Source organism: Pseudokineococcus sp. 1T1Z-3, from assembly GCF_037482365.1.
Lineage (GTDB): Bacteria > Actinomycetota > Actinomycetes > Actinomycetales > Quadrisphaeraceae > Pseudokineococcus.
Genome location: NZ_JBBHZF010000018.1, coordinates 70,621 through 94,335 on the forward strand (window position 1 = coordinate 70,621; position 23,715 = coordinate 94,335).

Sequence of the window (23,715 nt, forward strand, 5' to 3'; positions counted from 1 at the left end):
CCGTGGTCGGGGACGCGGTGGGCAGGACGGCGCCGCCGGGTGCCCGTGCCATCCTCCGCGGGTGAGCGAGAGCACCGGTCCGTCGTCCGCGGGAGTGCCGACCGGGGGGCCGGCAGTCGTCTCCGAGCTGTTCGACCCGGCGTCGTGGGCGGTCGTCCCCGGCTTCGAGGGCCTGCAGGACGTCACCTACCACCGCTGCACGCGGCCAGGACCCGAGCGCGGGACGGTGCGGGTGGCCTTCGACCGGCCCGAGGTCCGCAACGCCTTCCGCCCGGGGACGGTCGACGAGCTGCTGGCCGTGCTCGACCACGCCCGCCGCACGCCCGACGTCGGCTGCGTGCTCCTCACGGGCAACGGCCCGAGCCCGCGGGACGGCGGGTGGGCGTTCTGCTCGGGCGGGGACCAGCGCGTCCGCGGGCGCTCGGGCTACCAGTACGCCAGCGGCGAGGGCGCCGACACCGTCGACGCCGCCCGCGTCGCCGCCGAGGGCGGGCGGCTGCACGTCCTGGAGGTGCAGCGGATGGTCCGGACGATGCCGAAGGTCGTCGTCGCCGTCGTGCCCGGGTGGGCGGCCGGCGGCGGCCACAGCCTCCACGTCGTCTGCGACCTGACCCTGGCGAGCCGCGAGCACGCCCGCTTCAAGCAGACCGACGCCGACGTCGGCAGCTTCGACGCCGGCTACGGCTCGGCCTACCTGGCGCGGATGGTGGGGCAGAAGAACGCCCGCGAGATCTTCTTCCTCGGCCGCACCTACGACGCCGAGCAGATGCAGCGCATGGGCGCCGTCAACCTCGTCGTCGAGCACGCCCGGCTGGAGGAGGAGGCCCTCGTCGTCGCCGCCGAGGTCAACGGCAAGTCCCCCACCGCCCAGCGGATGCTGAAGTACGCCATGAACCTGCCCGACGACGGGCTCGTCGGCCAGCAGCTCTTCGCCGGCGAGGCGACGCGCCTGGCGTACATGACCGACGAGGCCGTCGAGGGCCGGGACGCCTTCCTGGAGAAGCGGTCACCGGACTGGTCGGCCTACCCCTGGTACTACTGAGGCCGGCGGCACGCCGCGACGTCGGCGGTCCGACGACCGGGACGCCGCGGGCTCTCGCCGGCAGGCGCACCGGCTGACGACGGCCGAGGTCGCAGGGACGTCCCGCGCTACCGTCGCTGGATGGTCGGTCTGCAGCAGGACGACGTCACCCGCTCCCCCGCCGCCACCCGCACCCCGTGGCGGCTGGACGCGCGCGAGCAGGTCGCGGGCTGGGGCCTGCTCGTCGTCGGGCTCCTCGCCCTCGCGGCGGCCACGGCGGGGCTCCTGCCGCTGGCCCTCGACCCCGACCTCGCGGGCTGGGGGGCCGTGACGGCGATGGACACGGGCGTCCGCGAGCCGGTGGCGACCGGCGAGGCGCTAGGCCTCGGCGTCGGCGCCGGTCTCGGCCTGCCGGTGGCGACGGCGCTCGTCGGCGTCGGGCTCTCCGTGCTGCGGAGCGGCCGCGAGAGCACCTGGCGCGGGGTCCTGCCGCTCGTGCTGCTGCCGGCGGCGCTGGTCGCGGCGGCGGCGGGCCTGTGGGCGGCGGCCGCCGCGGCCGTCGCCGTCGTGCTCGCCGTCCGCACCGCGCTGGGGCCGGCGCCCCGCTGAGAGCCCTCAGCCCGCAGGCGGCGGCAGCGGCCGGCGCGTGGCCGCGGCGACCAGGACGAGCGCCAGCAGCACGAGCGCCGCGACGACGCCCACGCCGAAGCCGGCCGTCGGGCTGACCCGCTCGGCCAGCACCCCCGCGACACCCGAGCCGGTCGCGACGCCGAGGACGACGCCGCTGGTCAGCAGCGTGAGCGCCAGGCCAGCGCCGCCCTCGGGTGCCAGGCGGCCGGCGACGTCGAAGATCGTCACGAGCAGCGGCCCGATCGCCAGCCCGGCGAGGACCGTCGTGACCACGAGCAGCGGCAGGCCCGGCGCCGCCCACAGCATGAGCAGCGCACCGACGACGAGGACGGCGGCCGCCCCCGCCCACCGGCGCCACGGGCCCAACGAGGCGGGCAGCGCGACGACGGCGAGCGCCGTCACGGCCGAGCCCACCGCCATGGCGGCGACGACGAGCCCGGCGGCCTCGGCGACGCCGGCGGCGGCGGCCGACGCCGTCAGCGCCGTGTTGCTGCCGCCGAAGAAGGACCCGACGGCGAGCATGCCGACGAGCGGCACGAGCGCCAGGGGCTCTCGCCGGCGGCCTCCGTCGGCGCGGCGACGCTCGCGCACCGCCTCGCGGTCGGCGGCCCGCTCGGCGGCGGTGCGGACCGGCACCGCCTGGGCGGAGGGGTGCAGGGCGAAGGCGCTGACGGCCCCGACGACCAGCAGCGCCGCCAGCACGACCGGCGCCGAGGCTCCCAGCGCCCACGCGCTCAGGCCGACGAGGGCCGGGCCCAGGGCGAAGCCGACCTCGTCCGCCGTGCCCTCGAAGGCGAAGGCGGTGCGGGTGTGCCTCGGCGACATGGCCATCCAGCGCACCCGCGACAGCGGCCCGACCTGCGGGACGGTCGCGCCGACGGCCGCGGCGGCCAGGACGAGGCCGAGCGGCAGCCCCGAGGAGGCGGCGACGAGCAGGGTCACGAGCGCGAGGGCGTGCAGCCCGGCGACCGCCAGCAGGACCCGGCGCTGGCCGAGGCGGTCCGCCAGCGCCCCCGTGGCCGGCGCCCCGACCGCCTCGCCGACCGCCGCCGCGGCGGCCGCCGCCCCCGCGACCGCCGAGGAGCCGGTGGCCACCTGGCCGAGGGTGAGGATGGCGACCGGGACCATCGTCACCGGCAGCCGGGCCAGGAAGGTCACCGGCAGGTAGGAGCGGCCGGCGACCTCGGGCAGGTGGCGGTACTCGCGGAAGGAGTCGATGACAGACCGCCACCGCGTCGGGCGGTGGGCCGCGGCCGCGGCAGGAGGGGCCGCCGCGGCGCCGGCGACGCTGCCGAGCTCGCTGCTCGGCGGCCGACGGTCGACCGTGCCGCCCGACTCGGCGCGACGGCCGGGAGAGCGAGGCGCGAGCGGGCGGCGCGGGGTGGTGGACGAGGTCATGCGAGGGCGCTCCAGTGTCTGCGCGCCGCCCCACCACCAGCACGCGATGCCCTGGAGCCCGAACTGCCGAGCCCGTCACCACGAGCGTACGCGCCGACGCCCCGCCGGCGCCACGGGCGACTCGTAGCCTGCGGACGTGCACGGTTCCGCGGCAGGCGCCCCCAGCGCGGGCCCGGGCACGGGCGCGGCGGAGCCGGTGGGCGTCGACGCCGTCGCCCCGCCGCAGGCCGCGGAGGACCCGGACGGCTGGGCCGCCGGGCTGCAGCACCTCCTGCGGGGACGGCTGGAGCGCAGCGGCGTCGGTGCGCTCCTGCCGCTGCCCGGCGGCCCGGACGACGAGCGGCTGCGGGTCGCGGCGCAGACCTCGACACGCCCGGCGGCGCTGCTGCTGCCGACCTCCGGCAGCACGGGCGACCCGCGCCTCGTCGAGGTGGGCGCGGCCGCGCTGCTCGCGAGCGCCCGGGGCAGCGACGAGCACCTCGGCGGCCGCGCGCACTGGCTGCTGGCGCTCCCGCTGGGCCACGTCGCGGGGTGGAACGTGCTGGCGCGCGGCGTCGTCGCGGGGACGCCGGTGACGGCCCTGCCCCCGGGGCGTCCCTTCGCGGCGTCCGCGCTGGCCGCGGGGCTCGCTCGCCTGCTCGAGCGGGCCGGGGACGGGCCGGCGCGGACGGCGCTCGTGCCGACCCAGCTGGCGCGCGCGCTCGACGACGAGGACGCGCGAGGTGCGCTGGCGCGGCTCGACGCCGTCCTGCTCGGCGGCGCCGCAGCGTCGCCGAGCCTGCTGCGGCGGGCGCGCGAGGCCGGTGTGCGCGTCGTCACCACCTACGGAGCCACCGAGACCTGCGGCGGCTGCGTCTACGACGGCGTGCCGCTGCCCGGGGTGGGCGTGCGGCTCGACGGCGACCGGGTGCTCCTGGGCGGCCCCGTCGTCGCGCTCGGGCTGGCGGGCGGCCCGGGGCCGCAGGTCGACGACGACGGCGTCGCGTGGGTGCGCACCGACGACGCGGGGCGCTGGGAGGACGACACCTCGGCGCCGGGCGGGCGGAGGCTGCGGGTCCTCGGGCGGCTGGACGACGTCGTCGTGACGGGCGGGGAGAAGGTCGCCCCCGCGGCGGTCGAGGCGGTCCTCGCGGCGGTCGACGGGGTCGGCGAGGTGCTCGTCGTCGGGGTGCCGGACGAGCGCTGGGGGCAGGCGGTGACGGCGCTCGTCGTCCCGGCCGCCTCGGGCGCGCCGTCGTTGGAGGCGCTGCGGTCCGCCGCCCGGGGGGCGCTGGGCCGGGCCTCCGCGCCGCAGCACCTCGTCGTCGTCGACGCCCTGCCGGCCCGCGCGCTCGGCAAGCCCGACCGCCGCGCCGCCGCCGCCCTCGCCGCCCGCCGCCTGCCTGCAGCCCCCTGCTCCTCCCCCGACGTGTGACCGTGACGCGCCGGCGCGGAGGGTCCTTCCCCGCGACGAGGTCGCATCGCGGGCAGGGGCGGGCGGGGGCGGCGCGACGAGGTCGCACGTCGGGGGAAGGGGGCGGGGCGGGTAGGTTCGCCGGTCGTGGCGAGCGCGGCGCAGTGGGTGCAGGGTGCCCGGCCCCGGACCCTGCCGGCCGCCGTCGCCCCCGTCCTCGCCGGCACGGGTGCCGCCGCGGCCCTGGGTGGTGCGCACCTGGGACGGGCGGTGCTCGCGCTGCTCGTCGCGCTCGCGCTGCAGGTGGGTGTCAACTACGCCAACGACTACTCCGACGGCGTGCGCGGCACCGACGCCGACCGGGTCGGGCCGCTGCGGCTCGTCGGCTCGGGCGCCGCGGAGCCCGGGGCGGTCAGGCGCGCGGCCTTCGCGGCCCTCGGCGTCGCGGGCGTCACGGGCGTGGTGCTCGTCGCCCTCAGCGGCGCCTGGTGGCTGCTGCTGGTCGGCGCGGCGAGCGTCGTCGCCGCCTGGACGTACACCGGCGGACGACGGCCCTACGGCTACCTCGGGCTCGGCGAGGTGTTCGTCTTCGTCTTCTTCGGGCTCGTCGCCGTGCTCGGGACGACCTACGTGCAGGCCGGACGGGTCGACGCCGTCGCCCTGCTGGCGGCCGTCGGGGTCGGGCTCCATGCCTGCGCGATCCTCGTCGCCAACAACCTGCGCGACGTGCCGACCGACGCCGCCGCGGGCAAGCGGACGCTTGCCGTCCGGCTCGGGACGGCGCGGACGCGGCGGCTCTTCGTCGTCCTCGTCCTGGCGCCGCCGCTGCTGTCCGCGCTCGCGGCCGCCGTCGTCGGCTCGGCGTGGCCGTTGCTCGCCCTGGCGGCGCTCGCGCTCGCGCTCCCCCCGGCCCGGACGGTGCTCGGCGGCGCGCAGGGTCGCGCGCTCGTGCCGGTGCTCGGCGCCAGCGGGCGGCTGGAGCTCGTGCACGCCGCGCTGCTGGCGCTCGGGCTCGCGCTGTCCTCCTGACCGGCCCGTCGGCGCGAGCGCCCCGCACCTCGGGCGCGGCGCAGCGTGCCCACGCGCCCAGCATGCCGAGATCACCTGGGGCTGCGACCATCGCGGCATGGACGCGGACGTGCGGGCCGACGGCGCCGAGGCCTACCTCGTCGTGCTGGACGACGACGGCCCGGCCGAGGCGCTCTCGGAGGACGGTGGGCACCGGACGCGGCTGCTGGTGCCCGACGAGCTGCTCGAGCGGCTGGGGCTGCGGACGGTCGACGCGCCGTTCCTGGCCCGCGCCACCGCCGACGTCCTCGCCGAGGACGCGGGTGCCGGCGGGGGCCTGCTGGCCGGTCAGGTGTCGCTGGTCGACCTCGACCGCGAGCGCCCTGGTTTCCTCGACCGGGTGCTGGCCGCCGCAGGCCGCTGAGTCAGCGCGGAGCGCCGCCGCCCCGGCGCCGTTGGGCGTCGGCCGCGGCGTCCTCGGCGGCGGCGTCCTCGTCGAGGCGGCTGCGCCGCCCCCCCGCGGCGCGCTGCTGCTGCCGCTGGACGAGCGCCTGCGCCATCTGCTCCCGCGGTCCCCGCAGCACCACGTAGGACAGGCCGATCGACACGACGGCGGTCAGCAGCAGCCACACCAGCCCCCGCGCCCCGACGGCGTACATGACGACGGCGACGGCGACGAGCAGGGTCAGCCGCAGGAGCGAGTAGCGCAGGACGACGGCCACGCGGCCAGGGTAGGCCGCCGCCACGCCTGTCTCGTCGACAGGGGTGGCCGCGGACCACCGGCGGGACGGACCGGGCGGCGGCAGCGTGAGGCGAGCCCGGACCCGCGCGGGTGGTGGATGCGCCCGGCAGTGCTGAGCGGGCCTGCCGTCCGTACCATCGAGAGATGTTGCGCCCGGCGCTCGTCCTGCTGACCATCGGCCTGGCCGTCTACGCGGTGCTCGACGTGCTGCGCAGCCGGGACGACGAGATCACCGTGCTGCCGCGGACCGGGTGGGTCCTCGTCTCCATCTTCCTGCCGATCCTCGGCCCGGTGCTGTGGATCACCGTCGGCCGCCAGCGGGCCGGCGGCGGCGGTGGTGGGGGCGGCGGGGGTCGGGGGCCGCGCGGCCCCGTCGGCCCGGACGACGACCCAGGCTTCCTGCGCGACATCGACTCGCGCAAGGACGACGACACGAGGGCCTGAGCCGCCCCGTCCTCGCACCGACGACGAAGGGCCCCTCCCGGGCGGGAGGGGCCCTTCGTCGTCCCCGAGGTCAGCCGATCCCGGCGTAGGAGTGGTTGCCCGGGAAGAAGACGTTGACGACGCCGAAGTTGACGAGCAGGCAGACGAAGCCGGCGATCGCGACGTAGGCCGCCCGGCGCCCGTCCCAGCCGCGGGTCGCGCGGGCGTGCAGGTAGGCGGCGTAGACGACCCAGATGACGAAGGTCCACACCTCCTTGGGGTCCCAGCCCCAGTAGCGGCCCCACGCCCGCTCGGCCCAGATGGCCCCGGCGACGAGGGTGAAGGACCACAGCGGGAAGGACAGCGCGATGAGGCGGTAGGCCGCCCGCTCCAGCTCGACCGAGCCGGGCAGCTTGTCCATGAACTGCCCGCGGCGGGGGGGCGTCCCGGCGAGCGCCAGGCGCTCCCGACGGTCCTGCACCAGCTGGAGGACGTTGGCGGAGAAGGCGATGACGAAGAGCGCCGAGCTGACCGTCGCCACCGAGACGTGGATGACGAGCCAGTAGCTCTGCAGCGCCGGCACCAGCTCGGCGGCCTCGGTGTAGAGCACGGCGAGGGCGACGCCGAGCGAGAGCAGCACGGGCCCGACGACGAAGGCGCCGAGGTACCGCAGGTCGCGCCGCAGGAGCACGAGCACGAAGACGGCGGTGACGACGGCGGAGCCCGTGAGCGTGAACTCGTACATGTTGCCCCACGGCACCCGGCCGGCCGAGAGGCCGCGGGTGAGGACGGCGCCCGTGTGCAGCAGCAGCGCGAGCCACGTCGTCGTGACCCCGATGGCCGCCGCGGCGCGCCGCTCGTGCGCGGGCTCGCCGGCGGCGGGTGCCCCGGTCGTGCCGGTGCTCGGCGCAGGCGCGCCCCCCGCACCGACGAGCGCGCCCGCGCGGGACGGCGCGGCTGCGGCGGCACGCCCGCGCCCCGACAGGTCGAGGGAGAAGGCCACGAAGGCGACGACGTAGACCGTCATCGCCGAGTACACGAGCAGGTTGCTCGTCGAGGCCAGTGACTCGCCCATGTGTCAGCTCCCGGTCCGGTCCGCGGTCTTCGTGGTGCTGGTGGCGCCCGCTCCGCCGGGTGCCGGGGAGGCGGCCGCGGCCGCCTCGGGCGACCGTGCCGCGGGCGCCTCCGGCGGGGGCTCGGCCAGCGGTGCTCCCAGCCTACGGGCGAGCGCGTCCACCTCCTCCGCCAGCCCGGCGTCCTCTCCCCGGGCCAGCGCGGCGACGTCGAGGCGCCAGCGCCCGTCGGGCTCGGGCTCGCGGCCGACCCGCACGAAGGCCCGACGGCGAGGGGTGAACAACGAGGCGACGAGCCCGGCCATCGCGAGCACCGAGAAGACCAGCGCCGGGATGCGCCCCGGGTCGTGCCGGACGGTGAAGCCGGCGAAGCGCGGCAGCGGGTCGACGGCCGACGCCGGCTCCCCCGCCGCCTGCGCCGCGGCGACGACGTCGGGCGGGTACCCGAAGCGCAGGGTGCCGCGGCCCCCGGGCAGCTCGACGGCGTCGTCGCCGGGGCGCAGCGCCACCGACCAGGGCGCGCCGTCCTCCGTCGTCATCTGCTCCATGAGTCGGGTGTCGAGCTCGTAGACGTTGACCGGGCGCCCGTCGTTGACGGGGCCGAGGTCGCCCTCGTAGCCGGTGAGCAGGAGCAGCGGGTCGCGCGCGTCGGGGAAGACCGATCGGGGCCCGAGCACGTCGTCGAAGTCGGCCGTGGGCAGGAACGCGCCGGTGAAGCCCATCTGCTCGGGCCGGGAGCCGACGACCTTGACGACGCCCGTGGAGCTGTACGCGTCGTCCTGGGCCAGGAAGGGCGTCGGCTCGGAGTAGACGAGCCGGCCCTCGGCGTCGGTCACGCTGATGACGGGCGCGTACCCGTTGCCCGCCAGGTAGACCTCCGCGCCGCCGGTGTGCAGCGGCTCGTTGACGCGGATCTGGTCGGGCTCGACCTCGGCGCCCGGGCGCTGGACGAGGACGTCGGCCTGGAAGTCGCGCGGTGCTCCGAGCTGGCCGCCGACCTCCTCCTCGAACTCCACCGACAGGTCCTGCAGCTGGACGGCGAAGGGCGGCAGGTCGTCAGGCTGCACCCAGACGCCGGGGTTGTACGTGTCGTAGCGCGCGACGGTGTTCGTGAAGCCCTGCCCGACCGGCACGACCACCTCGGCGCGGTAGCTCAGCAGGCTCGAGGCCGCGAGCGCCAGCAGCAGCCCGACGAGGGAGAGGTGGAACACGAGGTTGCCGGTCTCCCGCAGGTGGCCTCGCTCCGCGGCGACCGACCCGGAACCGTCGTCGGGGCGCACCTGCACGCGGTAGCGGCTGCGGCGCAGCGTCTCGGCGGACCGCACCAGCACCTGCTCACGGGACCCCTCCGCCAGGACGGTGCGGTGCTCGGGCAGCCGCTCCAGCCTCGCGGGCGTGCGCGGCGGCGCGCTGCGCCAGGCCGTCCACTGCTGCTTGCTGCGCGGCAGGACGCAGCCGACGAGGGAGATGAAGAGCAGCAGGTAGATCGCGGAGAACCACGGCGAGCTGAAGACGTCGAAGAGGCTCAGCCGGTCCAGCCACGGCGCGAGGGCGGGGTTCTCCTCGACGTAGGTGGCGACGCCGGCCAGGTCCTGGTCGCGCTGGGGGAAGATCGAGCCGGGCACGGCCGCGACCGCGAGCAGCAGGAGCAGCAGGAGCGCCACGCGCATGCTCGTCAGCTGGCGCCACACGAAGCGCGCCGTGCCGAGCGCGCCGAGGCGGGGCTGGCGCGTCGCCTCCCCGGACGGGGCGCTCACAGCAGGGCCCACTCGGAGAAGCGGGCACCGACGGCGCTCGTCCACTGCGTCCACACGCCGGTCAGCAGGAGCAGCCCGACGACGACGAGCACCGCCCCGCCGGCGCGCTCCAGGGCGAGGCGGTGCCGTCGCAGCACCTCGACGCCGCGCGCGCCGCGGCTGGCGGCGAGCGCCACGAGCAGGAAGGGCACGCCGAGGCCGACGCAGTAGGCGACGGCGAGGACGACGCTGCGGGGGCCCGAGCCGGTGACGAAGGCGAGGCTCGTGATCGCCGCGAGCGTCGGCCCCATGCACGGCGTCCACCCGAGGCCGAAGACGACGCCGAGCAGCGGCGCCCCGGCCAGCCCTGGGCGGGGGCGCCGGCGGAGCGCCACCTCCCGCCGCAGCCGCGGCAGCACCCCGGCGAAGGAGAGCCCGAGCAGGACCACGACGGCGCCCAGCACGCGCGCGACCTCGTCGCCCCACTGCTGCAGCAGGGCCCCGAGAGCGCCGGCGGTGAAGCCGACGACGACGAAGACGGCGCTGAAGCCGAGGACGAAGAGCAGGGCGCCGAGCAGCACGCGGCCCTGCCGCTGGCGCTCGAGGTCGACACCCGTCATCCCGGTGACGTAGCCGAGGTAGCCGGGCACGAGCGGCAGCACGCACGGCGAGGCGAAGGACACCAGGCCGGCGAGCGCCGCGACGGGAAGGGCCAGCAGCATCGGCCCGGAGAAGGCGGCGGCGCCGAAGGCGTCCGGCGCGGCGAGCAGCACAGGGCTCACGCACCCTCCGCGGCGTCGTCGATGACGGACCGCAGGATCGAGGGCTCGGTGATGGCCCCGCTGAAGCGGGCGGCGACGCGCCCCTGCGGGTCGAGCACCAGCGTGGTCGGCGTGGCGGCCGGCGGCAGCTGGCCGCGCAGGGCCAGGACGCCCTCGCCGTCGCGGTCCTCCAGCGAGGGGTAGGGGACGCCGAACTCCTCCTCGAAGGCGAGGCCCTGGGCGGCGCCGTCGCTCGTGTTGAGGCCGAGGAAGTGGACGCCGTCGGCTGCGGTCTCGGTGGCGACCTCGACGAGCGTCGGCGCCTCGACCCGGCAGGGGCCGCAGGCGGCGTACCAGGTGTTGAGGACGACGGGCGCACCGCGCCAGTCGGTGACGTCGACCTGCTCGCCGTCCAGCGTCGTCCCCACGAGCTCGACGGGGTCGCCGCGGTCCTCTGGCGCGAGCTGCACGAGGCTGCCGTCGCCGGAGACGTAGCCCTGGCCGACGACCTGCTGGCCGTCGCTCGTCGAGCAGCCGGCGACCAGGAGGGCGACCAGCGCGACGACGGTCCCGACGAGGTGGGGGCGCGGTCGGACGAGCCCGCCGTCCTGGCCCCCTCGCTCGGCTCGTCGCATGACCTCCAGGGTTCCACACGCTCCCTGGCAGCCCGCTGGGAGCCGGCGTCGTCCCAGGTGGCGCGGTGCCCGGCCGCCCGCCGGGTCAGGCGCCGGCGACGGCCTTCGCCCCGGGCAGGAGGTCGGCGGCGGGCTCGCGGTAGGTGACGCCCTCCAGGCGGTGCCCGACGTAGTGCAGCGACGTCAGGCTGGCCAGGGAGCACTCGCGCCGGCGCGGGTCGTGGGCGTAGCGGCGGCCCTCGGCGGCGCTGCGGGCCATCCAGATGGGCAGCTGGTGGCTGACGAGCAGGGCGTGCCGGCCCTCGGCGCGCACCCGCGCCTCGTCGGCGGCGGCGTGCATCCGCGTGGCCATCTCGACGTAGGGCTCCCCCCACGACGGGCGCAGCGGGTTGCGCAGCTTCCACCAGTGCTGCGGGCGGGAGAGGGCGCCGTCCCCCACGCCGACCGTGAGGCCCTCGAACTGGTTGCCCGCCTCGACCAGCCGCTCGTCGGTGCCCACCTCCAGGCCGAGCGCCGCGGCCGCGGGGCGCGCCGTCTCCTGCGCCCGCTGCAGCGGCGACGCGACGACGAGGGCGATGTCGTGGCCGGCGGCCACGAGGTGCTCGGCGAGTCGGTCGGCCATGGCCCGCCCGCGCTCGGACAGGCCGTAGCCGGGCAGCCGGCCGTAGAGCAGGCCCTCGGGGTTGTGCACCTCGCCGTGGCGGAGCAGGTGCACGACCGTGCGTGCCGTCGGGTCGGGCAGCGGGGCCGGGCGCCGGGCGGGTCGGCCCGAGGTCGCAGGGGGGTGCGCGTCGTCGGTCGCCGGCGGGGCCATGGCGGCATCCTGCCGGAGAGCCAGGACGGCACTGCCACCCTCGGTCGGCCTGGTCCACGTGTTCGACGAGCGCTAGCGTCAAAGACCTGCTGCCCGCCTGCGTCACGAGGAGCACCGCCATGGCCGTCGTCGTCCTCTTCCACCACGTGCTGGGCCGGACGCCGGGCGTCCGCGAGCTCGCCGCAGCGCTGGCGGGCGAGGAGCACACGGTCCACACCCCCGACCTCTACGACGGGCGCACCTTCGGCTCGGTGGAGGAGGGCTTCGCGCACCTGCAGACCCTCGACCGCGACGCGCTGGCGCGGCAGGCCGACGACGTCGCCGACGGGCTGGCCGGGCCGGTGGTCTTCGCGGGCATCTCGTGGGGCGTCTTCTTCGCCCAGCGGCTCGCGCAGACCCGGCCGGCGGCGGCGGGGGCGCTGCTCCTCGAGGCGTGCCTGCCCGTCGGCGACGACGGGTTCGGCCCGTGGCCGGTAGCCCTGCCGGTGCAGGTGCACGGCATGGACGCGGACGAGTACTTCGCGCACGAGGGCGACGTCGACGCCGCGCGGGCGCTCGTCGCGCAGGCGCAGGACGGCGAGGTCTTCACCTACCCCGGCGGCGCGCACCTGTTCCTCGACAGCTCGCTGCCCTCCTCGGACCCGGCCGCCACGGCGACCGTCGTCGGCCGGGCGCGCGAGCTGCTGGCGCGGGTCTGAGGGGCCGCGCCAGCCGGTCAGGGCGGACAGCGGTCAGGGCGGACAGCGGTCAGGGGCGGACAGCGGTCAGGGCCGGATGTGACGCAGGTAGCGCTCGGGGGCGCCGAGGAACGAGCGCCAGTGCGCGACGACGTCGAGGTCCTCCCAGGCGACCTCGTGCAGCCCCCGCTCGGAGACCTCCATCACCCGGGCTCCCGGGAGCGCGGCGACGAGCGGGGAGTGCGTGGCGACGACGACCTGCGCCCGCCCGGACGCCACCTGCGCGGCGAGGACGCCGACGAGGGCGAGCTGGCTCTCGAAGGACAGCGCCGACTCGGGCTCGTCGAGGAGGTAGAGCCCCGAGCCGTCGAAATGGTCCTCCAGGAGGGCGAGGTAGGACTCGCCGTGCGACATCGCGAGGCGGTCGGGGCTGCCCTGCACCCGTTCGAGCAGCGCGGCGAAGGTCGCGTGCATCGTCTCGGCGCGCAGGAAGTACCCCCACCGGGAGGCGCCGGCGCCGCGGACGAGCTGCAGGTGGCGCTGGAGCGGGGAGACGTCGCGCAGCCGTCCGCCCGGCCCGCCCGCGTCCTCGTCGTCGGCCCAGTGCGCGGTGTTCGCGCTCCCGCCCTCGACGGAGAGGCCGAAGGCGCCGGCGACCGCCTCGACGAGCGTGGACTTGCCCGAGCCGTTCTCCCCGACGAGGACGGTCGCGGGCCCGAGGTCGAGGCCGTCGTCGAGCAGCTGCCGGACGGGCGCGAGGGTCGCCGGCCAGTGGTCTCGGGAGATGGGGTGGGTCACCCGCTCCTGGACGCGCCGGACCGGGAGCCGGAAGCCCGGCAGCACGTCGACGTCACCCCCGCTCCGCCGACGTCGTGCCACCGCGTCAGTACACACCTGCGCCCCGACGACGCCGCACCCCGATGTCGGGTGCCGGAGGGGCGGAGCCGGGCTCAGGTGCCGGTCTGGCCGGCCGTGCTGGTCTGGGCGCGGGCGGCGGCCTGGGCCGCGGCGGGGAGCGCGTCGAGGACCCGGCCGACCGCCTCCTCGTCGTGCGAGGCCGACAGGAACCAGGCCTCGAAGGCGCTCGGCGGCAGGTGGACGCCCGAGGCGAGCATCGACTGGAAGAAGGCCGCGTAGGCGCCGAGGTCCTGGCTGCGGGCGCCGGCGTAGTCGCGCACCGGGTCGGGGCCGAAGAAGACCGTGAACATGTTGCCGGCCGCCGAGACCGTGTGCGGGACACCGGCGTCGGCGAGCGCCGCCGACGCCGCCGACGACAGCCGCTCGGCCGTGGCGTCGAGGTGGGCGTACACCTCGGGCGTGCACAGGCGCAGCGTGGTGAGCCCGGCCGCCGTCGCCAACGGGTTCCCCGACAGCGTCCCCGCCTGGTACACCGGGCCGGCCGGGGCCAGCTGGGCCATGACGTCGGCGCGCCCGCCGAAGGCCGCCGCCGGCAGGCCGCCGCCCATGACCTTGCCGAAGGTCATGAGGTCGGGGGCGCTCGCGTGCACGTCGCCGTCGTCCGCGCCCGGCTCCGCGCCCTGGGGGCCCTCCAGCCCGTACCAGCCGGCGACCGAGACGCGGAACCCGGTCATGACCTCGTCGCTGACGAGCAGCGCGCCGTGCTCGCGGGTGAGGCGGCGCATGAGCGCCGTGAAGCCGGGCCGCGGCGGGACGACGCCCATGTTGCCGGCGGCCGCCTCCGTGACGAGCGCCGCCACCCGGTCACCGTGCTCGGCGAAGACGGCCTCCAGCGCCTCGGGGTCGTTCCACGGGACGACGACCGTGTCCGCCGTCGTCGCGCCCGTGACTCCGGGGGTGTCGGGCAGCGCGAAGGTCGCGAGTCCTGAGCCTGCCGCGGCCAGCAGGGCGTCGACGTGGCCGTGGTAGTGCCCAGCGAACTTCACGACGAGCGCACGGCCGGTGGCCCCGCGGGCCAGGCGGACGGCGCTCATGACGGCCTCGGTCCCGGAGCTGACGAGGCGCACCTGCTCGACCGGGGCCACCCGGCCGATGATCTCCTCGGCGAGCTCGACCTCCCGCTCCGTCGGCGTGCCGAACGAGAAGCCCTGCGACGCAGCCGCGGTGACGGCCTCGACGACCTCGGGGCGGGCGTGCCCGAGGATCATCGGCCCCCACGAGCACACGAGGTCCACGTACTCGCGCCCGTCGGCGTCGTAGAGGTAGGGCCCGCGCGCCGACGTCATGAAGCGCGGGGTGCCGCCGACCGCGCCGAAGGCCCGCACCGGCGAGTTCACCCCGCCCGGCGTCACGCCGCGGGCCCGCTCGAAGAGCGCCTGCGACGTCGGCGCCTCGAAGGGGTACGGCGTCGCCGCGCGGTCGGTCTGGGGCGGTGCCTGCTCGGCCGACGTGCTCATGCCGCCATCCTGCCGTCCCGCTCGGCGCCGTCGGCCCACGGGTGACGACGACCGTCCCCGGACCCGCCCCCGCTCTCCGCCGTCGTCGAGCCGCGCCCTCCCGCCGGTGCGACCGTGACGCGCCAGGTGGCCGGCCCTCAGGGCACGACGAGGTCGCACCGCGGAAGAACGGCCGGGCGGGGTCAGCGCCGGAGGTGGGCGGCGACCTTCTCCATCGCGGCGCCGAGGACGTCCAGCTCGCCGGGCTCCAGGAGGTCGACGAGGGCGGCGCGGACGCTGGCGACGTGCGCGGGGGCGTTGCGGTCCAGGGCCGCCAGCCCCTCGGGGGTGACGGCGCACAGGACGCCCCGGCCGTCGTCGGGGCAGGCGCGGCGCTCGACGAGGCCCCTCGCCTCCATCCGCCCCACCGCGTGCGTCAGACGGCTGCGCGAGTGCACGAGCAGGCGCGCGAGCTCGGACATCCGCAGCGCCCCCTCGGGCGCCTCGGACAGGTGGACCAGCACGTCGTACTCGTGCAGGGGGACGTCCCCCTGGGCCGCGAGGACGTCGTCGAGGTGCTCCCAGAGCCGTTGCGTGCCCTCGAGGTAGCTGCGCCAGACGCCCTGCTCGCGCTCGTCGAGCCACCGCGGCGGCGCTGCGGCCGCCGGTGCTGACGACGGAGCGGCCGGCGACGCGGCGGCCGGCGAGGAGGGGCCCTGGCTCATGATCGGACGTTACGCCGCGGGACGTCGCCGCGGTGGGCGGCCCGTCACCTGGCGCCCGGGACCGCGACCGGTCAGCCGCGCCGCAACCACCGGGCGGCCTCGAGCGCCCAGTAGGTGAGGACGGCGTCGGCCCCGGCACGCTGGATGCTCGTGAGCGTCTCGAGGATCGTCCGCTCCCGGTCCAGCCACCCGTTGGCCGCGGCAGCCTCCACCATCGCCAGCTCCCCCGAGACCTGGTAGGCCCAGACCGGCACGTCGACGGCCGCCGCGACGTCGGAGAGCACGTCCAGGTAGGGCAGGGCCGGCTTGACCATGACGACGTCGGCACCCTCCTCGACGTCCAGGCGCACCTCCCGCAGCGCCTCGCGCCGGTTCGCCGGGTCCTGCTGGTAGGCGCGGCGGTCCCCGACGAGCGTCGACTCCACGGCCTCGCGGAAGGGGCCGTAGAAGGCGGAGGCGTACTTCGCGGCGTAGGCCAGCAGCACGACGTCGTCGCGGCCGGCCTCGTCCAGGGCGGCGCGGACGACGCCGACCTGGCCGTCCATCATCCCCGAGAGCCCCAGCACGGTCGCGCCCGCCTCGGCCTGCGCGAGCGCCATGGACGTGTACCGGGCGAGCGTCGCGTCGTTGTCCACCGACCCCGCCCGCGGCCCGTCCGGCACGAGGACGCCGCAGTGCCCGTGGTCGGTGAACTCGTCGAGGCACAGGTCGGCCATGACCACCGTGGAGCTCCCCACCGCGGCGCGGAGGTCGGCCAGCGCGAGGTTGAGGACGCCCTCGGGGTCGTCGGCGCCGCTGCCCCGCGCGTCCCGCTCGGCGGGCACGCCGAAGACCATGAGCCCCCCGACACCGGCCTCGACGGCCTCGTGCGCGGCCTCGACGAGCGAGGCCCGCGAGTGCTGCACGACCCCGGGCAGGCTCGTCACCTCCCGGGGCGCGTCGAGCCCCTCCTTGACGAACATCGGCAGCACGAGCTGCGCCGGGTCCAGCCGCTGCTCGCGCACCAGCTGGCGCAGCGCCGGCGTCGCGCGCAGCCGCCGGGGCCGCTCCACCGGGAACGGCACGGTCAGCGCGCCCGACGACGCGCGGGCACCCGGCGCTCGCTGGGTCGCTGCAGCGGCTCGCCCGACTCGGCCGCCGCGGCGGCCAGCGCCGCGCCGTGGTCGGCCAGGGCCGCCACGAGCGCGTCGGCGTTCGGCTCGGCTGCGAGGACGTCGACGCGCAGCCCGTTCTCCGTGGCCGTCGCGGCGGTCGCCGGGCCGATGCACGCGACGACCGTGCTCGGGTTCGGCTTGCCCGCGATGCCGACGAGGTTGCGCACCGTCGAGGAGGACGTGAACACCACCGCGTCGAAGGCCCCGTTCTTGATGGCGTCGCGCACCGGCGCCGCGGGCGGGGCCGCCCGCACCGTGCGGTAGGCCGTCACGTCGTCGACCTCCCAGCCGAGACCGGCCAGCCCCGCGACGAGGGTGTCCGTCGCGATGTCCGCGCGCGGCAGCAGGACCCGGTTGATGGGGTCGAGGACGTCGTCGTAGGCCGGCCAGTCCTCCAGCAACCCGCGGGCGGACTCCTCGCCGGACGGCACGAGGTCGGGCTCGATGCCCCACTCGCGCAGCGCCGCCGCCGTGACGCCGCCCACCGCGGCGACCTTGAGCCCGGCGAAGGCCCGGGCGTCGAGCCCGTACTCGGCGAACTTCTCGCGGATGGCGCGGACGGCGTTGACGGAGGTGAAGCCGACCCACTCGTACCGGCCGGTCACCAGACCGGTGACGGCCTTGTCGACCTGGTGCGGCGTGCGCGGCGGCTCGACCGAGATCGTCGGCACCACCTCCGCGACGGCTCCCACCTCGGCGAGCAGCGCGCTCATGCCGCCCGCCTGGGCCTGCGTGCGCGGCACGAGCACCCGCCAGCCGAACAGGGGCCGGTTCTCGTACCAGGACGCCCGCTCGCGCAGCGCCACCCCGGGCCCCGCGACGGCGACGAGCGGCCCCGGCAGGGCCTCCTCGTCGGCGCCCTCGAGCAGCCCGGGCAGCTCGGCGAGCGCCGCCGTCACCGTGCGCTGCGCGGTCGTCGTGCCGCCGGAGGTGACCGTGGCGCCCGCCGTGCCGCTGCGCCCGCCCTCCAGCAGGGCCCGCACCGAGACGGCGATCTCCTCGCGCAGGCCGAGCAGCACGACCGTCTCCTTGGCGGCCGACAGGCCGGCCGCCGCCTGCGGGTCGCGGGCGGCGTCGACGACGTGCACCTGGCCCGTCCCGGCCGTCGTCACCGGCACGCCCGCGTACACGGGCACGGCGACGGCCGGCGAGACGCCGGGCACGACCTCGAAGGGCACCGACGCCCGGTGGCAGGCCAGCAGCTCCTCGGCGAGCCCCTCGAAGGTGGCCGCGTCCCCGGGCAGCAGGCGGACGACGCGCCGGCCGGCGCGGGCCGCGCGGGTGACCAGCCGGGTGGTGGCCCGGGCACGCGCCGAGGGGGTGGTGGCGGCCTCGCCGCCCTCGTCGGCCTCCCGCACCTGGCGGGCGTCGAGCACCTCCACGTCCTCGCGGACGGCCCGCCGCGCCAGGGCGGCGCCGACCGGCCCGTCGACGACGACGACCTCGGCGCGGGCGAGCAGGTCGGCGGCCCGGACGGTGAGCAGGCCGGGATCACCCGGCCCGGCTCCGACGAAGGAGACCGAGCCGAGCGTCACCGGCCGACGGGCCGGCGTCGAGGAGCCGGGCGTGGTGGCGACGGCGGTCGGCCTCGCGGCGCCGTCGAGGACGCCGGGGACCGGTTCAGGCAGGGACCCATGGCGCCTGTCGTCTCGGGTCTCGGGTCGCGGGTCGAGCTGGAGGTCGGTGCGCGCGGTCACGCTTCACTCTCCTGAGAGGTGGGCCACCGGGTCTCGGCGGCACCCGTGGGTGCAAGGTCTGGGATCACTGCTGGGGTCACTGCGGGCTTCGCTGCTGAGGTCACTGCTGGGATCACCACCGGGGTCACTACTGCTGGCGGCGCTGCTGCTGGCGTCGTCGCTGCGTCCGCGGCGGGACTGGCTGCTGGGCTCGTGAGCGGGGTCCTGCCCCGCTCACGTCACGTCCCGTGCGGCTGCCGGGCCTCCGCCGCGTCCGGCCGGCTCGACGGACGCGGTGGGTGAGCCGGCTGGGAGCAGGGCCGGTGAGGGGTCGGGGGTGCCCGAGGGAGCCGGGAGCCCCTCGGTGGTCTCTTCGGGGCCGGACGGACCGGCGGACGCAGCCGGGACCGGGTCGCTGCCCGCCCCGGCGGGCCCGTCGGCCACCAGCATCGGTCCTTGCGGGCCGGCGGCAGGTCCGGACGCCGGCGACCCCAGGTCCACGAGGTCGGCGGCGCCGGCGTCGAGCAGCTGCCGGGCCAGGCGCGCACCCAGGGCGACGGGGTCGTGGTCGTCGCCGCTGGCGGTGGCCCGCAGCACGCGGGAGCCGTCCGGCGCTGCGGCGAGCGCCTCGAGCACGAGCCCCCCGGCGCCCTCGGACCCGCCGGGGCGGGCCAGCGCACCGACCGGGGCGGAGCACCCGGCCTCCAGCGCGGCCAGCACGGCCCGCTCGGCCGTGGTCGCGGCGCGGGCGAGCGGGTCGTCGAGCACGGAGCAGGCGCGGGCGGTCTCGAGGTCCTCGGCGCGGCACTCCAGCGCCAGGGCGCCCTGCGCCGGCGCCGGCAGCATCTGCTCGACGTCGAGGACCTCGGTGACCTCCTGCGCCCGGCCGACCCGCCGCAGGCCGGCGTGGGCCAGCACGACGGCGTCGACCCGCCCGGAGGTCACGAGGGCGAGCCGGGTGTCGACGTTGCCGCGCACGTCGACCACGTCGAGCCCGGTGCCGAGGGCCCGCAGCTGCGCGGCGCGGCGCGGCGAGCCGGTGCCCACCCGGGCGCCGGCGGGCAGGTCGGCCAGGGTGGCGCCGCCGGCGGCCACGAGGGCGTCCCGCGGGTCCTCCCGCGTCGGCACGGCCGCCAGCACGAGCCCGGGCGCGGGCGCGGTGGGGAGGTCCTTCATCGAGTGGACGGCGAGGTCGACCCGCCCCTCCAGCAGCGCCTCCCGCAGCGCGGTCACGAAGACGCCGGTGCCGCCGATCTGGCGCAGGGGCGCCCGGTCGACGTCGCCCTGCGTCGTCACCTCGACGAGGACGACGGCGCGCCCGGTCGCCGCGCGAAGGCGCTCTGCGACGTCCTCGGACTGCGCCAGGGCCAGGGCGCTGCGCCGCGTGCCCAGGCGCAGCGGCGGCGGCGTGGAGCCGCCGACGACGGCCTGCCCACCAGGCCCGGGAGCGGGGGCACCCACCGGCGCGCTCACCGGGTCTCACCGCCGTCGCCGGGGCGGCGCAGACCCAGGGCCTGGGCCAGCGAGCCGTCGCTGCCGCGGACCCCGGGCGCGCTACGCGCCTCGGGGAAGGCCCGGAGGGCGTCCGAGACCACCTCGGGCGCACGCGTGCCCACCGGGTCGAGGTCGAAGAGCTCCCGGACCGCCTCGACGTAGGCGGGACCGTGCGAGGCGTCGGCGGCGAGGGTCTTCATCCGCACCGTCGGGGTGTGCAGCAGCGCGGAGACGACGCGGTGCAGGGTCTGGGCGACCTCGGCCTCGACCCGCTCGTCGAGGTCCTCGCCCAGGTGCTGGCGCAGCCGCGCGCGCAGCCGCTCGAGCTCGGCGTCGGCGACCTCGCGGGCCTGGGTGCGCAGCGCCACCACGGTGGGCGCCACGGCCGCGGCCCGCCGCTCGGCGAGGTAGGCGGCGGCCTCCTCGGCGACGACGGCGCGCGCGTCGGCGAGGTCGGCGGCGACCCCGGCCCCCCGGCCTGCCGCCTCCTCGCCGAGCTCCTCCCCCAGCCCTGCGAGGTCCATCAGGACGACGCCGGGCAGGCGCCCCACCTCGGGGGCGACGTCGCGCGGCAGCGCCAGGTCCAGGACGAGCTGCGGCGCCGCGGTCCCCGAGCCACCGGGGGCGCCGCCGCTGCGCAGCGCCCGCGCCGCGCCGACGGTGGCGGCGTCGACGACGTGCCCGACGGCGCCCGTGCAGGACAGGACGACGTCGGCGGCGGCGAGCTCGCGCTCCAGCGCCCCGCTCTCCCCGAGCGCCCGCCAACGGCCGCCGACGGCCTCGGCCAGCCGCTGCGCCCGGGCCGCCGTGCGGTTGACGACCGTGACGCTGCCGGCGCCCAGCCGGTGGGCCGTCGTGACGGCGAGGGCGCTCATGGCGCCGGCGCCGACGACGAGGACGCGCGCCCCCTCCAGCGGGCCGACGACGTCGCGGGCGTGGGCCAGGCCCGCCTCGACGAGGGAGTGGCCGGCGTGGTCGAGACCCGTCTCGGTGTGCGCGCGCTTGCCGACCCGCAGGGCCCGCTGCAGCAGGCCGTCCAGGACGGTGCCGACGCTGCCGTCCTCCTGCCCGCGCCGCAGGGCCGACCGGACCTGCCCGAGCACCTGGGACTCGCCCACGGCCATGGAGTCGAGCCCGCAGACGACGGTGAAGAGGTGCTCCACGGCGCCGTCGGCGTAGTGCACGTAGAGGTGCTCGGTGAGCTCGGGCAGCGGCACGCCCGTGGCCCGGGCGAGCGCCCCGCCCAGGTCGGCCAGCCCGCCGTGGAAGCTCGCGACCTCGCTGTAGACCTCCAGCCGGTTGCAGGTCGAGAGGACGACCGCCTCGGCGACGTCCTCTCCCCCGCAGGCGGCGACGGCCAGCGCCCGCGCCGAGCCGGCGTCCAGCGCGGCGCGCTCCAGGACCTCCAGGGGCGCGGACCGGTGGGAGAGCCCCACGACCATCGTGCTCACCGGGCCACCCCGCTCCGGCGACGGGCGGACCGGGCCCGGCCCGCGACGTGGGCCCGCACGGGCAGGCCAGGCCCACCGCCGAGGGCGCCCGCGGCACGACCGGCCTCGGCCTTGCGCTGCTCGTGGAAGGCGAGGATCTGCAGCTCGCTGACGAGGTCGACCTTGCGCACGTCCACGCCCGCGGGCACGGCCAGCACGGCCGGCGCGAAGGTGAGGATGCCCGTGACCCCCGCCGCGACGAGCGCGTCGCAGGCCTCCTGCGGCTGCGGGCCGGGGGTGGCGAGGACGCCGATGCACACGCCCTCGCGCCGGACGACCTCCGCGAGCTCGGCCATCGGCCGCACGAGCGCGCCCCCGACCTCCTGGCCCACCACGGCGGGGTCGACGTCGAAGAGCCCGACGACGACCGTGCCGCGCTCGGCGAAGCCCCCGTGGCTGGCCAGCGCCCGGCCGAGGTTGCCGACCCCGACGAGGACGACCCGCCACTCCTGGGTGACGCCCAGCTCGCGCGAGACGTGGGCGAGCAGGGGGGTGACCTCGTACCCCACGCCGCGCACGCCGTAGGAGCCCAGGTGGCTGAGGTCCTTGCGCAGCTTGGCCGACCCGACGCCCGCGGCGACGGCGAGCTCCTCGGAGGAGACGGTGCGCACGCCGCGCTCGACGAGGCCGGTGAGCACCCGCAGGTACACCGGCAGCCGCGCGACCGTGACCCCGGGGATGCCGCGCTCGACGAGCCGCTCGACGACGGGCGTCGCTCCCGTCAGCGGGGGCACTCGCTCACCGGCGGCGAGGGGCGGCTCGGTGCAGGCGGCAGCGGCGGCGCGGCCGGGGTCCTCGGGCATCGTCACGGCGGCGGCCGGCTCCTTCGCGTGCGGCGGCGGGTGGGGCTGCGCGCGGGGGCTCGGCGCTGCTGGAACGGCTCCAGGTTAAGCCTTGTGAAGCCCTGCACAAAGTCGGCGAGGAGCACGGGAGGGTCACGGCCGCACTCGGCGGCCCCCTCGCCGGGGTCCGCGCCGCAGGGCCGCCTCCAGCCGGGCGGCGTCGACGTGGTACACGGCGTGCTGCTCGCCGTCGACGAGGACGACGGGGACGAGCTCGCCGTACCGGGTGGCCAGCGCCCCCGGCGCGTCACCCGCCTCCTCGCCCTCGGCGGGGGCGTCGACGTCGACCTCGCGGAAGGCCTCGCGCGTCCGGGCGGTCACCTCGGCGACCACCTCGCGGGCCTGCGCGCACAGGTGGCAGCCGGTGCGGCCGTAGAGCACGACCCGCTCCTGCGGCCCCTCCCCGGCCGTGGTCGCCGGACCCACGCCGGAGGACCGGCGCCACCACCGGCCGGGGCGCGCACGCGGCGTCGCGGGGCTCACCGGAACACCGACGTCCGGCGCAGCAGCAGCGCGTGGAGCGTCTCCTGGACCGTCTCGCGGACCTGGTCGGCGAGGTCGAGGACGGCCGCCGGGTCCTCCGCCGTGCCCGGCGGCGCGAGGTCGGTGCGGACCGGCTCGCCGATCTCCAGCACCCACTTGGTCGGCAGCGGCACGAGCCCCAGCGGCCCGAGCCAGGGGAAGAACGGCGTGACGGGCACGTACGGCAGGCCGAGCAGGCGGGCCAGCGGGGCGACGTCGCCGATCTTCGGGTAGACCTCCTCGGCGCCGACGACGGCGACCGGGACGATCGGCACGCCGGCCCGCAGCGCGGAGGCGACGAACCCGCCGCGGCCGAAGCGCTGGAGCCGGTAGCGGTCCCGGAAGTGCTTGCCGACGCCCTTGTACCCCTCGGGCCACACCCCGACGAGCTGGCCGGCGCGCAGGAGCCGCTCGGCGTCGCCGGGCGAGGCGAGCGTGATGCCCGCGCGACGCGCCAGGTCGCCCAGCACCGGCGAGGCCAGCACGACGTCGGCGGCCAGCACGCGCAGGTGGCGCCGCCCCGGGACGTCGTCGTGGACGGCGACCATCGTCATGAGCGCGTCGATGCCGACCGTGCCCGAGTGGTTGGACACGAGCAGCGCCCCGGTGCCCTGCGGGACCCGCTCGGCGCCGCGCACCTCGACGCGGAACCAGCGGCGGTACAGGGGGCGCAGCAGGTCGAGGAGCACCTCCTCGGTGAGCTCCTCGTCGAAGCCGAGCTCGTCGACCTCGTAGTCGCCGACCACCCGGCGGCCGAGCAGCTTGCCCGTGCGCACGGCGCGGCGGCCCACGGCGGCACCTGGCCCGGCGGCCAGGTCGGCCGCGCCGCGGGCGGCCCGCGCGGCAGCCACGACGCCGAGGTCGAGGCCCCGGGCGAGCAGGCGCTCGACCCGCCGTGACGACCCGGCTCTCCCCGACGACCCGGCCCCCGACGACGACCCAGCCCTGACCGACGCGTCGGGGCGCCGGGCCGCCCCGCCGTCGCGCTCGCCACGCGGGCGCAGCGGGACGACGACGCCGCCGGGCGAGGGCCGCGAGCCGCTCACGGGCTCCCCCTGCCCCGCCGCCGGCGCGACGTCCGCGGCGGCCGCCGGCGCGCCGGGGCGCGGTCGACGCGCGCCCTCCCCGCGCCCGGGCGGGGCGCCGG

General features: G+C 77.7%; 24 protein-coding genes. 7 read left to right on the forward strand and 17 right to left on the reverse strand.

The genetic code is table 11. The features are described 5' to 3' along the window. Positions 1-94 precede the first annotated feature (94 nt). Both WDV86_RS05450 and WDV86_RS05455 read left to right on the forward strand, forming a co-directional pair. Positions 95-1,042 carry a 1,4-dihydroxy-2-naphthoyl-CoA synthase gene (locus tag WDV86_RS05450; RefSeq protein ID WP_445262956.1) on the forward strand — a complete coding sequence of 316 codons (948 nt, stop codon included), beginning with the start codon at positions 95-97 and terminating at the stop codon, positions 1,040-1,042. Between the two features lie 120 nt (positions 1,043-1,162). After that, complete coding sequence (locus WDV86_RS05455) at positions 1,163-1,630, forward strand: hypothetical protein (protein ID WP_339566584.1); 468 nt, start codon at positions 1,163-1,165, stop codon at positions 1,628-1,630. 6 nt (positions 1,631-1,636) lie between these two features. On the opposite strand, the gene WDV86_RS05460 is transcribed toward WDV86_RS05455, so the two are convergent. Next, on the reverse strand, positions 1,637-3,049 hold the full coding sequence (locus WDV86_RS05460; protein ID WP_339566585.1) for an MFS transporter: 1,413 nt from the start codon (positions 3,047-3,049) through the stop codon (positions 1,637-1,639). Between the two features lie 136 nt (positions 3,050-3,185). Here WDV86_RS05460 and WDV86_RS05465 point away from each other — a divergent pair, with 136 nt between their 5' ends. The 3 genes from WDV86_RS05465 to WDV86_RS05475 all read left to right on the forward strand — a co-directional run bounded on the left by WDV86_RS05465 (position 3,186) and on the right by WDV86_RS05475 (position 5,874). Then, on the forward strand, positions 3,186-4,463 hold the full coding sequence (locus WDV86_RS05465; RefSeq protein ID WP_339566586.1) for an AMP-binding protein: 1,278 nt from the start codon (positions 3,186-3,188) through the stop codon (positions 4,461-4,463). A 126-nt stretch (positions 4,464-4,589) separates the two neighbouring features. Continuing rightward, entirely contained in the window at positions 4,590-5,471 is an 882-nt protein-coding gene (locus WDV86_RS05470; protein ID WP_339566587.1) for a 1,4-dihydroxy-2-naphthoate polyprenyltransferase, read from the forward strand. Positions 5,472-5,568: 97 nt separating this feature from the next. Continuing rightward, the gene (locus WDV86_RS05475; protein ID WP_339566588.1) at positions 5,569-5,874 is read left to right on the forward strand and encodes a hypothetical protein; all 306 of its coding nucleotides are present in this window, start codon (positions 5,569-5,571) and stop codon (positions 5,872-5,874) included. A gap of 1 nt (position 5,875) precedes the next feature. On the opposite strand, the gene WDV86_RS05480 is transcribed toward WDV86_RS05475, so the two are convergent. Then, positions 5,876-6,172 (reverse strand): DUF4229 domain-containing protein, encoded by a 297-nt coding sequence (locus WDV86_RS05480; RefSeq protein ID WP_339566589.1) that lies wholly within the window; start codon positions 6,170-6,172, stop codon positions 5,876-5,878. A gap of 164 nt (positions 6,173-6,336) precedes the next feature. Here WDV86_RS05480 and WDV86_RS05485 point away from each other — a divergent pair, with 164 nt between their 5' ends. Continuing rightward, positions 6,337-6,636 carry a PLD nuclease N-terminal domain-containing protein gene (locus WDV86_RS05485; protein WP_339566590.1) on the forward strand — a complete coding sequence of 100 codons (300 nt, stop codon included), beginning with the start codon at positions 6,337-6,339 and terminating at the stop codon, positions 6,634-6,636. A 70-nt stretch (positions 6,637-6,706) separates the two neighbouring features. On the opposite strand, the gene ccsB is transcribed toward WDV86_RS05485, so the two are convergent. From ccsB to WDV86_RS05510, 5 genes are all read right to left on the reverse strand, one after another. Continuing rightward, positions 6,707-7,690: a c-type cytochrome biogenesis protein CcsB gene (ccsB, locus tag WDV86_RS05490; RefSeq protein WP_339566591.1), complete on the reverse strand. Its 984-nt coding sequence runs from the start codon at positions 7,688-7,690 to the stop codon at positions 6,707-6,709. Between the two features lie 3 nt (positions 7,691-7,693). After that, positions 7,694-9,445 (reverse strand): cytochrome c biogenesis protein ResB, encoded by a 1,752-nt coding sequence (resB, locus tag WDV86_RS05495; RefSeq protein WP_339566592.1) that lies wholly within the window; start codon positions 9,443-9,445, stop codon positions 7,694-7,696. Further along, positions 9,442-10,206: a cytochrome c biogenesis CcdA family protein gene (locus tag WDV86_RS05500; RefSeq protein WP_339566593.1), complete on the reverse strand. Its 765-nt coding sequence runs from the start codon at positions 10,204-10,206 to the stop codon at positions 9,442-9,444. Before WDV86_RS05500 ends, resB begins: the two co-directional genes overlap by 4 nt. After that, positions 10,203-10,820: a TlpA family protein disulfide reductase gene (locus WDV86_RS05505; protein ID WP_339566594.1), complete on the reverse strand. Its 618-nt coding sequence runs from the start codon at positions 10,818-10,820 to the stop codon at positions 10,203-10,205. The genes WDV86_RS05500 and WDV86_RS05505 overlap by 4 nt, the downstream gene beginning before the upstream one ends. Positions 10,821-10,905: 85 nt before the next feature. Further along, a complete protein-coding gene (locus WDV86_RS05510) occupies positions 10,906-11,634 on the reverse strand; it encodes a histidine phosphatase family protein (RefSeq protein ID WP_339566595.1) in 729 nt (242 codons plus the stop codon). A 119-nt stretch (positions 11,635-11,753) separates the two neighbouring features. On the opposite strand from WDV86_RS05510, the gene WDV86_RS05515 reads away from it, so the two are divergent. Continuing rightward, positions 11,754-12,332, forward strand: a complete 579-nt coding sequence (locus WDV86_RS05515) for a dienelactone hydrolase family protein (protein ID WP_339566596.1) — start codon at positions 11,754-11,756, stop codon at positions 12,330-12,332. Between the two features lie 66 nt (positions 12,333-12,398). Here WDV86_RS05515 and WDV86_RS05520 read toward each other — a convergent pair whose 3' ends face one another. The 10 genes from WDV86_RS05520 to WDV86_RS05565 all read right to left on the reverse strand — a co-directional run bounded on the left by WDV86_RS05520 (position 12,399) and on the right by WDV86_RS05565 (position 23,614). Continuing rightward, a complete protein-coding gene (locus tag WDV86_RS05520; protein WP_339566597.1) occupies positions 12,399-13,190 on the reverse strand; it encodes an AAA family ATPase in 792 nt (263 codons plus the stop codon). A 71-nt stretch (positions 13,191-13,261) separates the two neighbouring features. Further along, positions 13,262-14,686 (reverse strand): glutamate-1-semialdehyde 2,1-aminomutase, encoded by a 1,425-nt coding sequence (gene hemL / locus WDV86_RS05525; protein WP_339566598.1) that lies wholly within the window; start codon positions 14,684-14,686, stop codon positions 13,262-13,264. Positions 14,687-14,868: 182 nt separating this feature from the next. Next, positions 14,869-15,390, reverse strand: coding sequence for a MarR family winged helix-turn-helix transcriptional regulator (locus tag WDV86_RS05530; RefSeq protein WP_339566599.1), 522 nt, complete (start codon positions 15,388-15,390; stop codon positions 14,869-14,871). Positions 15,391-15,461: 71 nt separating this feature from the next. Continuing rightward, the gene (gene hemB, locus WDV86_RS05535; protein WP_445262951.1) at positions 15,462-16,454 is read right to left on the reverse strand and encodes a porphobilinogen synthase; all 993 of its coding nucleotides are present in this window, start codon (positions 16,452-16,454) and stop codon (positions 15,462-15,464) included. Positions 16,455-16,456: 2 nt separating this feature from the next. Further along, on the reverse strand, positions 16,457-18,079 hold the full coding sequence (locus tag WDV86_RS05540) for a uroporphyrinogen-III synthase (protein ID WP_445262957.1): 1,623 nt from the start codon (positions 18,077-18,079) through the stop codon (positions 16,457-16,459). Between the two features lie 375 nt (positions 18,080-18,454). Then, entirely contained in the window at positions 18,455-19,693 is a 1,239-nt protein-coding gene (hemC, locus tag WDV86_RS05545) for a hydroxymethylbilane synthase (protein WP_339566602.1), read from the reverse strand. Continuing rightward, entirely contained in the window at positions 19,690-21,156 is a 1,467-nt protein-coding gene (locus WDV86_RS05550) for a glutamyl-tRNA reductase (RefSeq protein WP_339566802.1), read from the reverse strand. The genes hemC and WDV86_RS05550 overlap by 4 nt, the downstream gene beginning before the upstream one ends. A gap of 5 nt (positions 21,157-21,161) precedes the next feature. Continuing rightward, positions 21,162-22,007, reverse strand: a complete 846-nt coding sequence (locus WDV86_RS05555; protein WP_339566803.1) for a redox-sensing transcriptional repressor Rex — start codon at positions 22,005-22,007, stop codon at positions 21,162-21,164. 132 nt (positions 22,008-22,139) lie between these two features. Further along, positions 22,140-22,529: a glutaredoxin family protein gene (locus tag WDV86_RS05560; RefSeq protein ID WP_339566603.1), complete on the reverse strand. Its 390-nt coding sequence runs from the start codon at positions 22,527-22,529 to the stop codon at positions 22,140-22,142. Further along, a complete protein-coding gene (locus WDV86_RS05565) occupies positions 22,526-23,614 on the reverse strand; it encodes a lysophospholipid acyltransferase family protein (protein WP_339566604.1) in 1,089 nt (362 codons plus the stop codon). Before WDV86_RS05565 ends, WDV86_RS05560 begins: the two co-directional genes overlap by 4 nt. Positions 23,615-23,715 lie beyond the last annotated feature (101 nt).

Bases quoted from the DNA above. Each gene is read 5' to 3' on its own strand.
- WDV86_RS05550 (WP_339566802.1), bottom strand. From the start codon at position 21,156: ATGGTCGTGGGGCTCTCCCACCGGTCCGCGCCCCTGGAGGTCCTGGAG.
- WDV86_RS05510 (WP_339566595.1), bottom strand. From the start codon at position 11,634: ATGGCCCCGCCGGCGACCGACGACGCGCACCCCCCTGCGACCTCGGGC.
- WDV86_RS05455 (WP_339566584.1), top strand. From the start codon at position 1,163: ATGGTCGGTCTGCAGCAGGACGACGTCACCCGCTCCCCCGCCGCCACC.
- hemL (WP_339566598.1), bottom strand. From the start codon at position 14,686: ATGAGCACGTCGGCCGAGCAGGCACCGCCCCAGACCGACCGCGCGGCG.
- ccsB (WP_339566591.1), bottom strand. From the start codon at position 7,690: ATGGGCGAGTCACTGGCCTCGACGAGCAACCTGCTCGTGTACTCGGCG.
- WDV86_RS05530 (WP_339566599.1), bottom strand. From the start codon at position 15,390: ATGAGCCAGGGCCCCTCCTCGCCGGCCGCCGCGTCGCCGGCCGCTCCG.
- WDV86_RS05475 (WP_339566588.1), top strand. From the start codon at position 5,569: ATGGACGCGGACGTGCGGGCCGACGGCGCCGAGGCCTACCTCGTCGTG.
- WDV86_RS05515 (WP_339566596.1), top strand. From the start codon at position 11,754: ATGGCCGTCGTCGTCCTCTTCCACCACGTGCTGGGCCGGACGCCGGGC.
- WDV86_RS05485 (WP_339566590.1), top strand. From the start codon at position 6,337: ATGTTGCGCCCGGCGCTCGTCCTGCTGACCATCGGCCTGGCCGTCTAC.
- WDV86_RS05555 (WP_339566803.1), bottom strand. From the start codon at position 22,007: ATGCCCGAGGACCCCGGCCGCGCCGCCGCTGCCGCCTGCACCGAGCCG.
- WDV86_RS05505 (WP_339566594.1), bottom strand. From the start codon at position 10,820: ATGCGACGAGCCGAGCGAGGGGGCCAGGACGGCGGGCTCGTCCGACCG.
- WDV86_RS05460 (WP_339566585.1), bottom strand. From the start codon at position 3,049: ATGACCTCGTCCACCACCCCGCGCCGCCCGCTCGCGCCTCGCTCTCCC.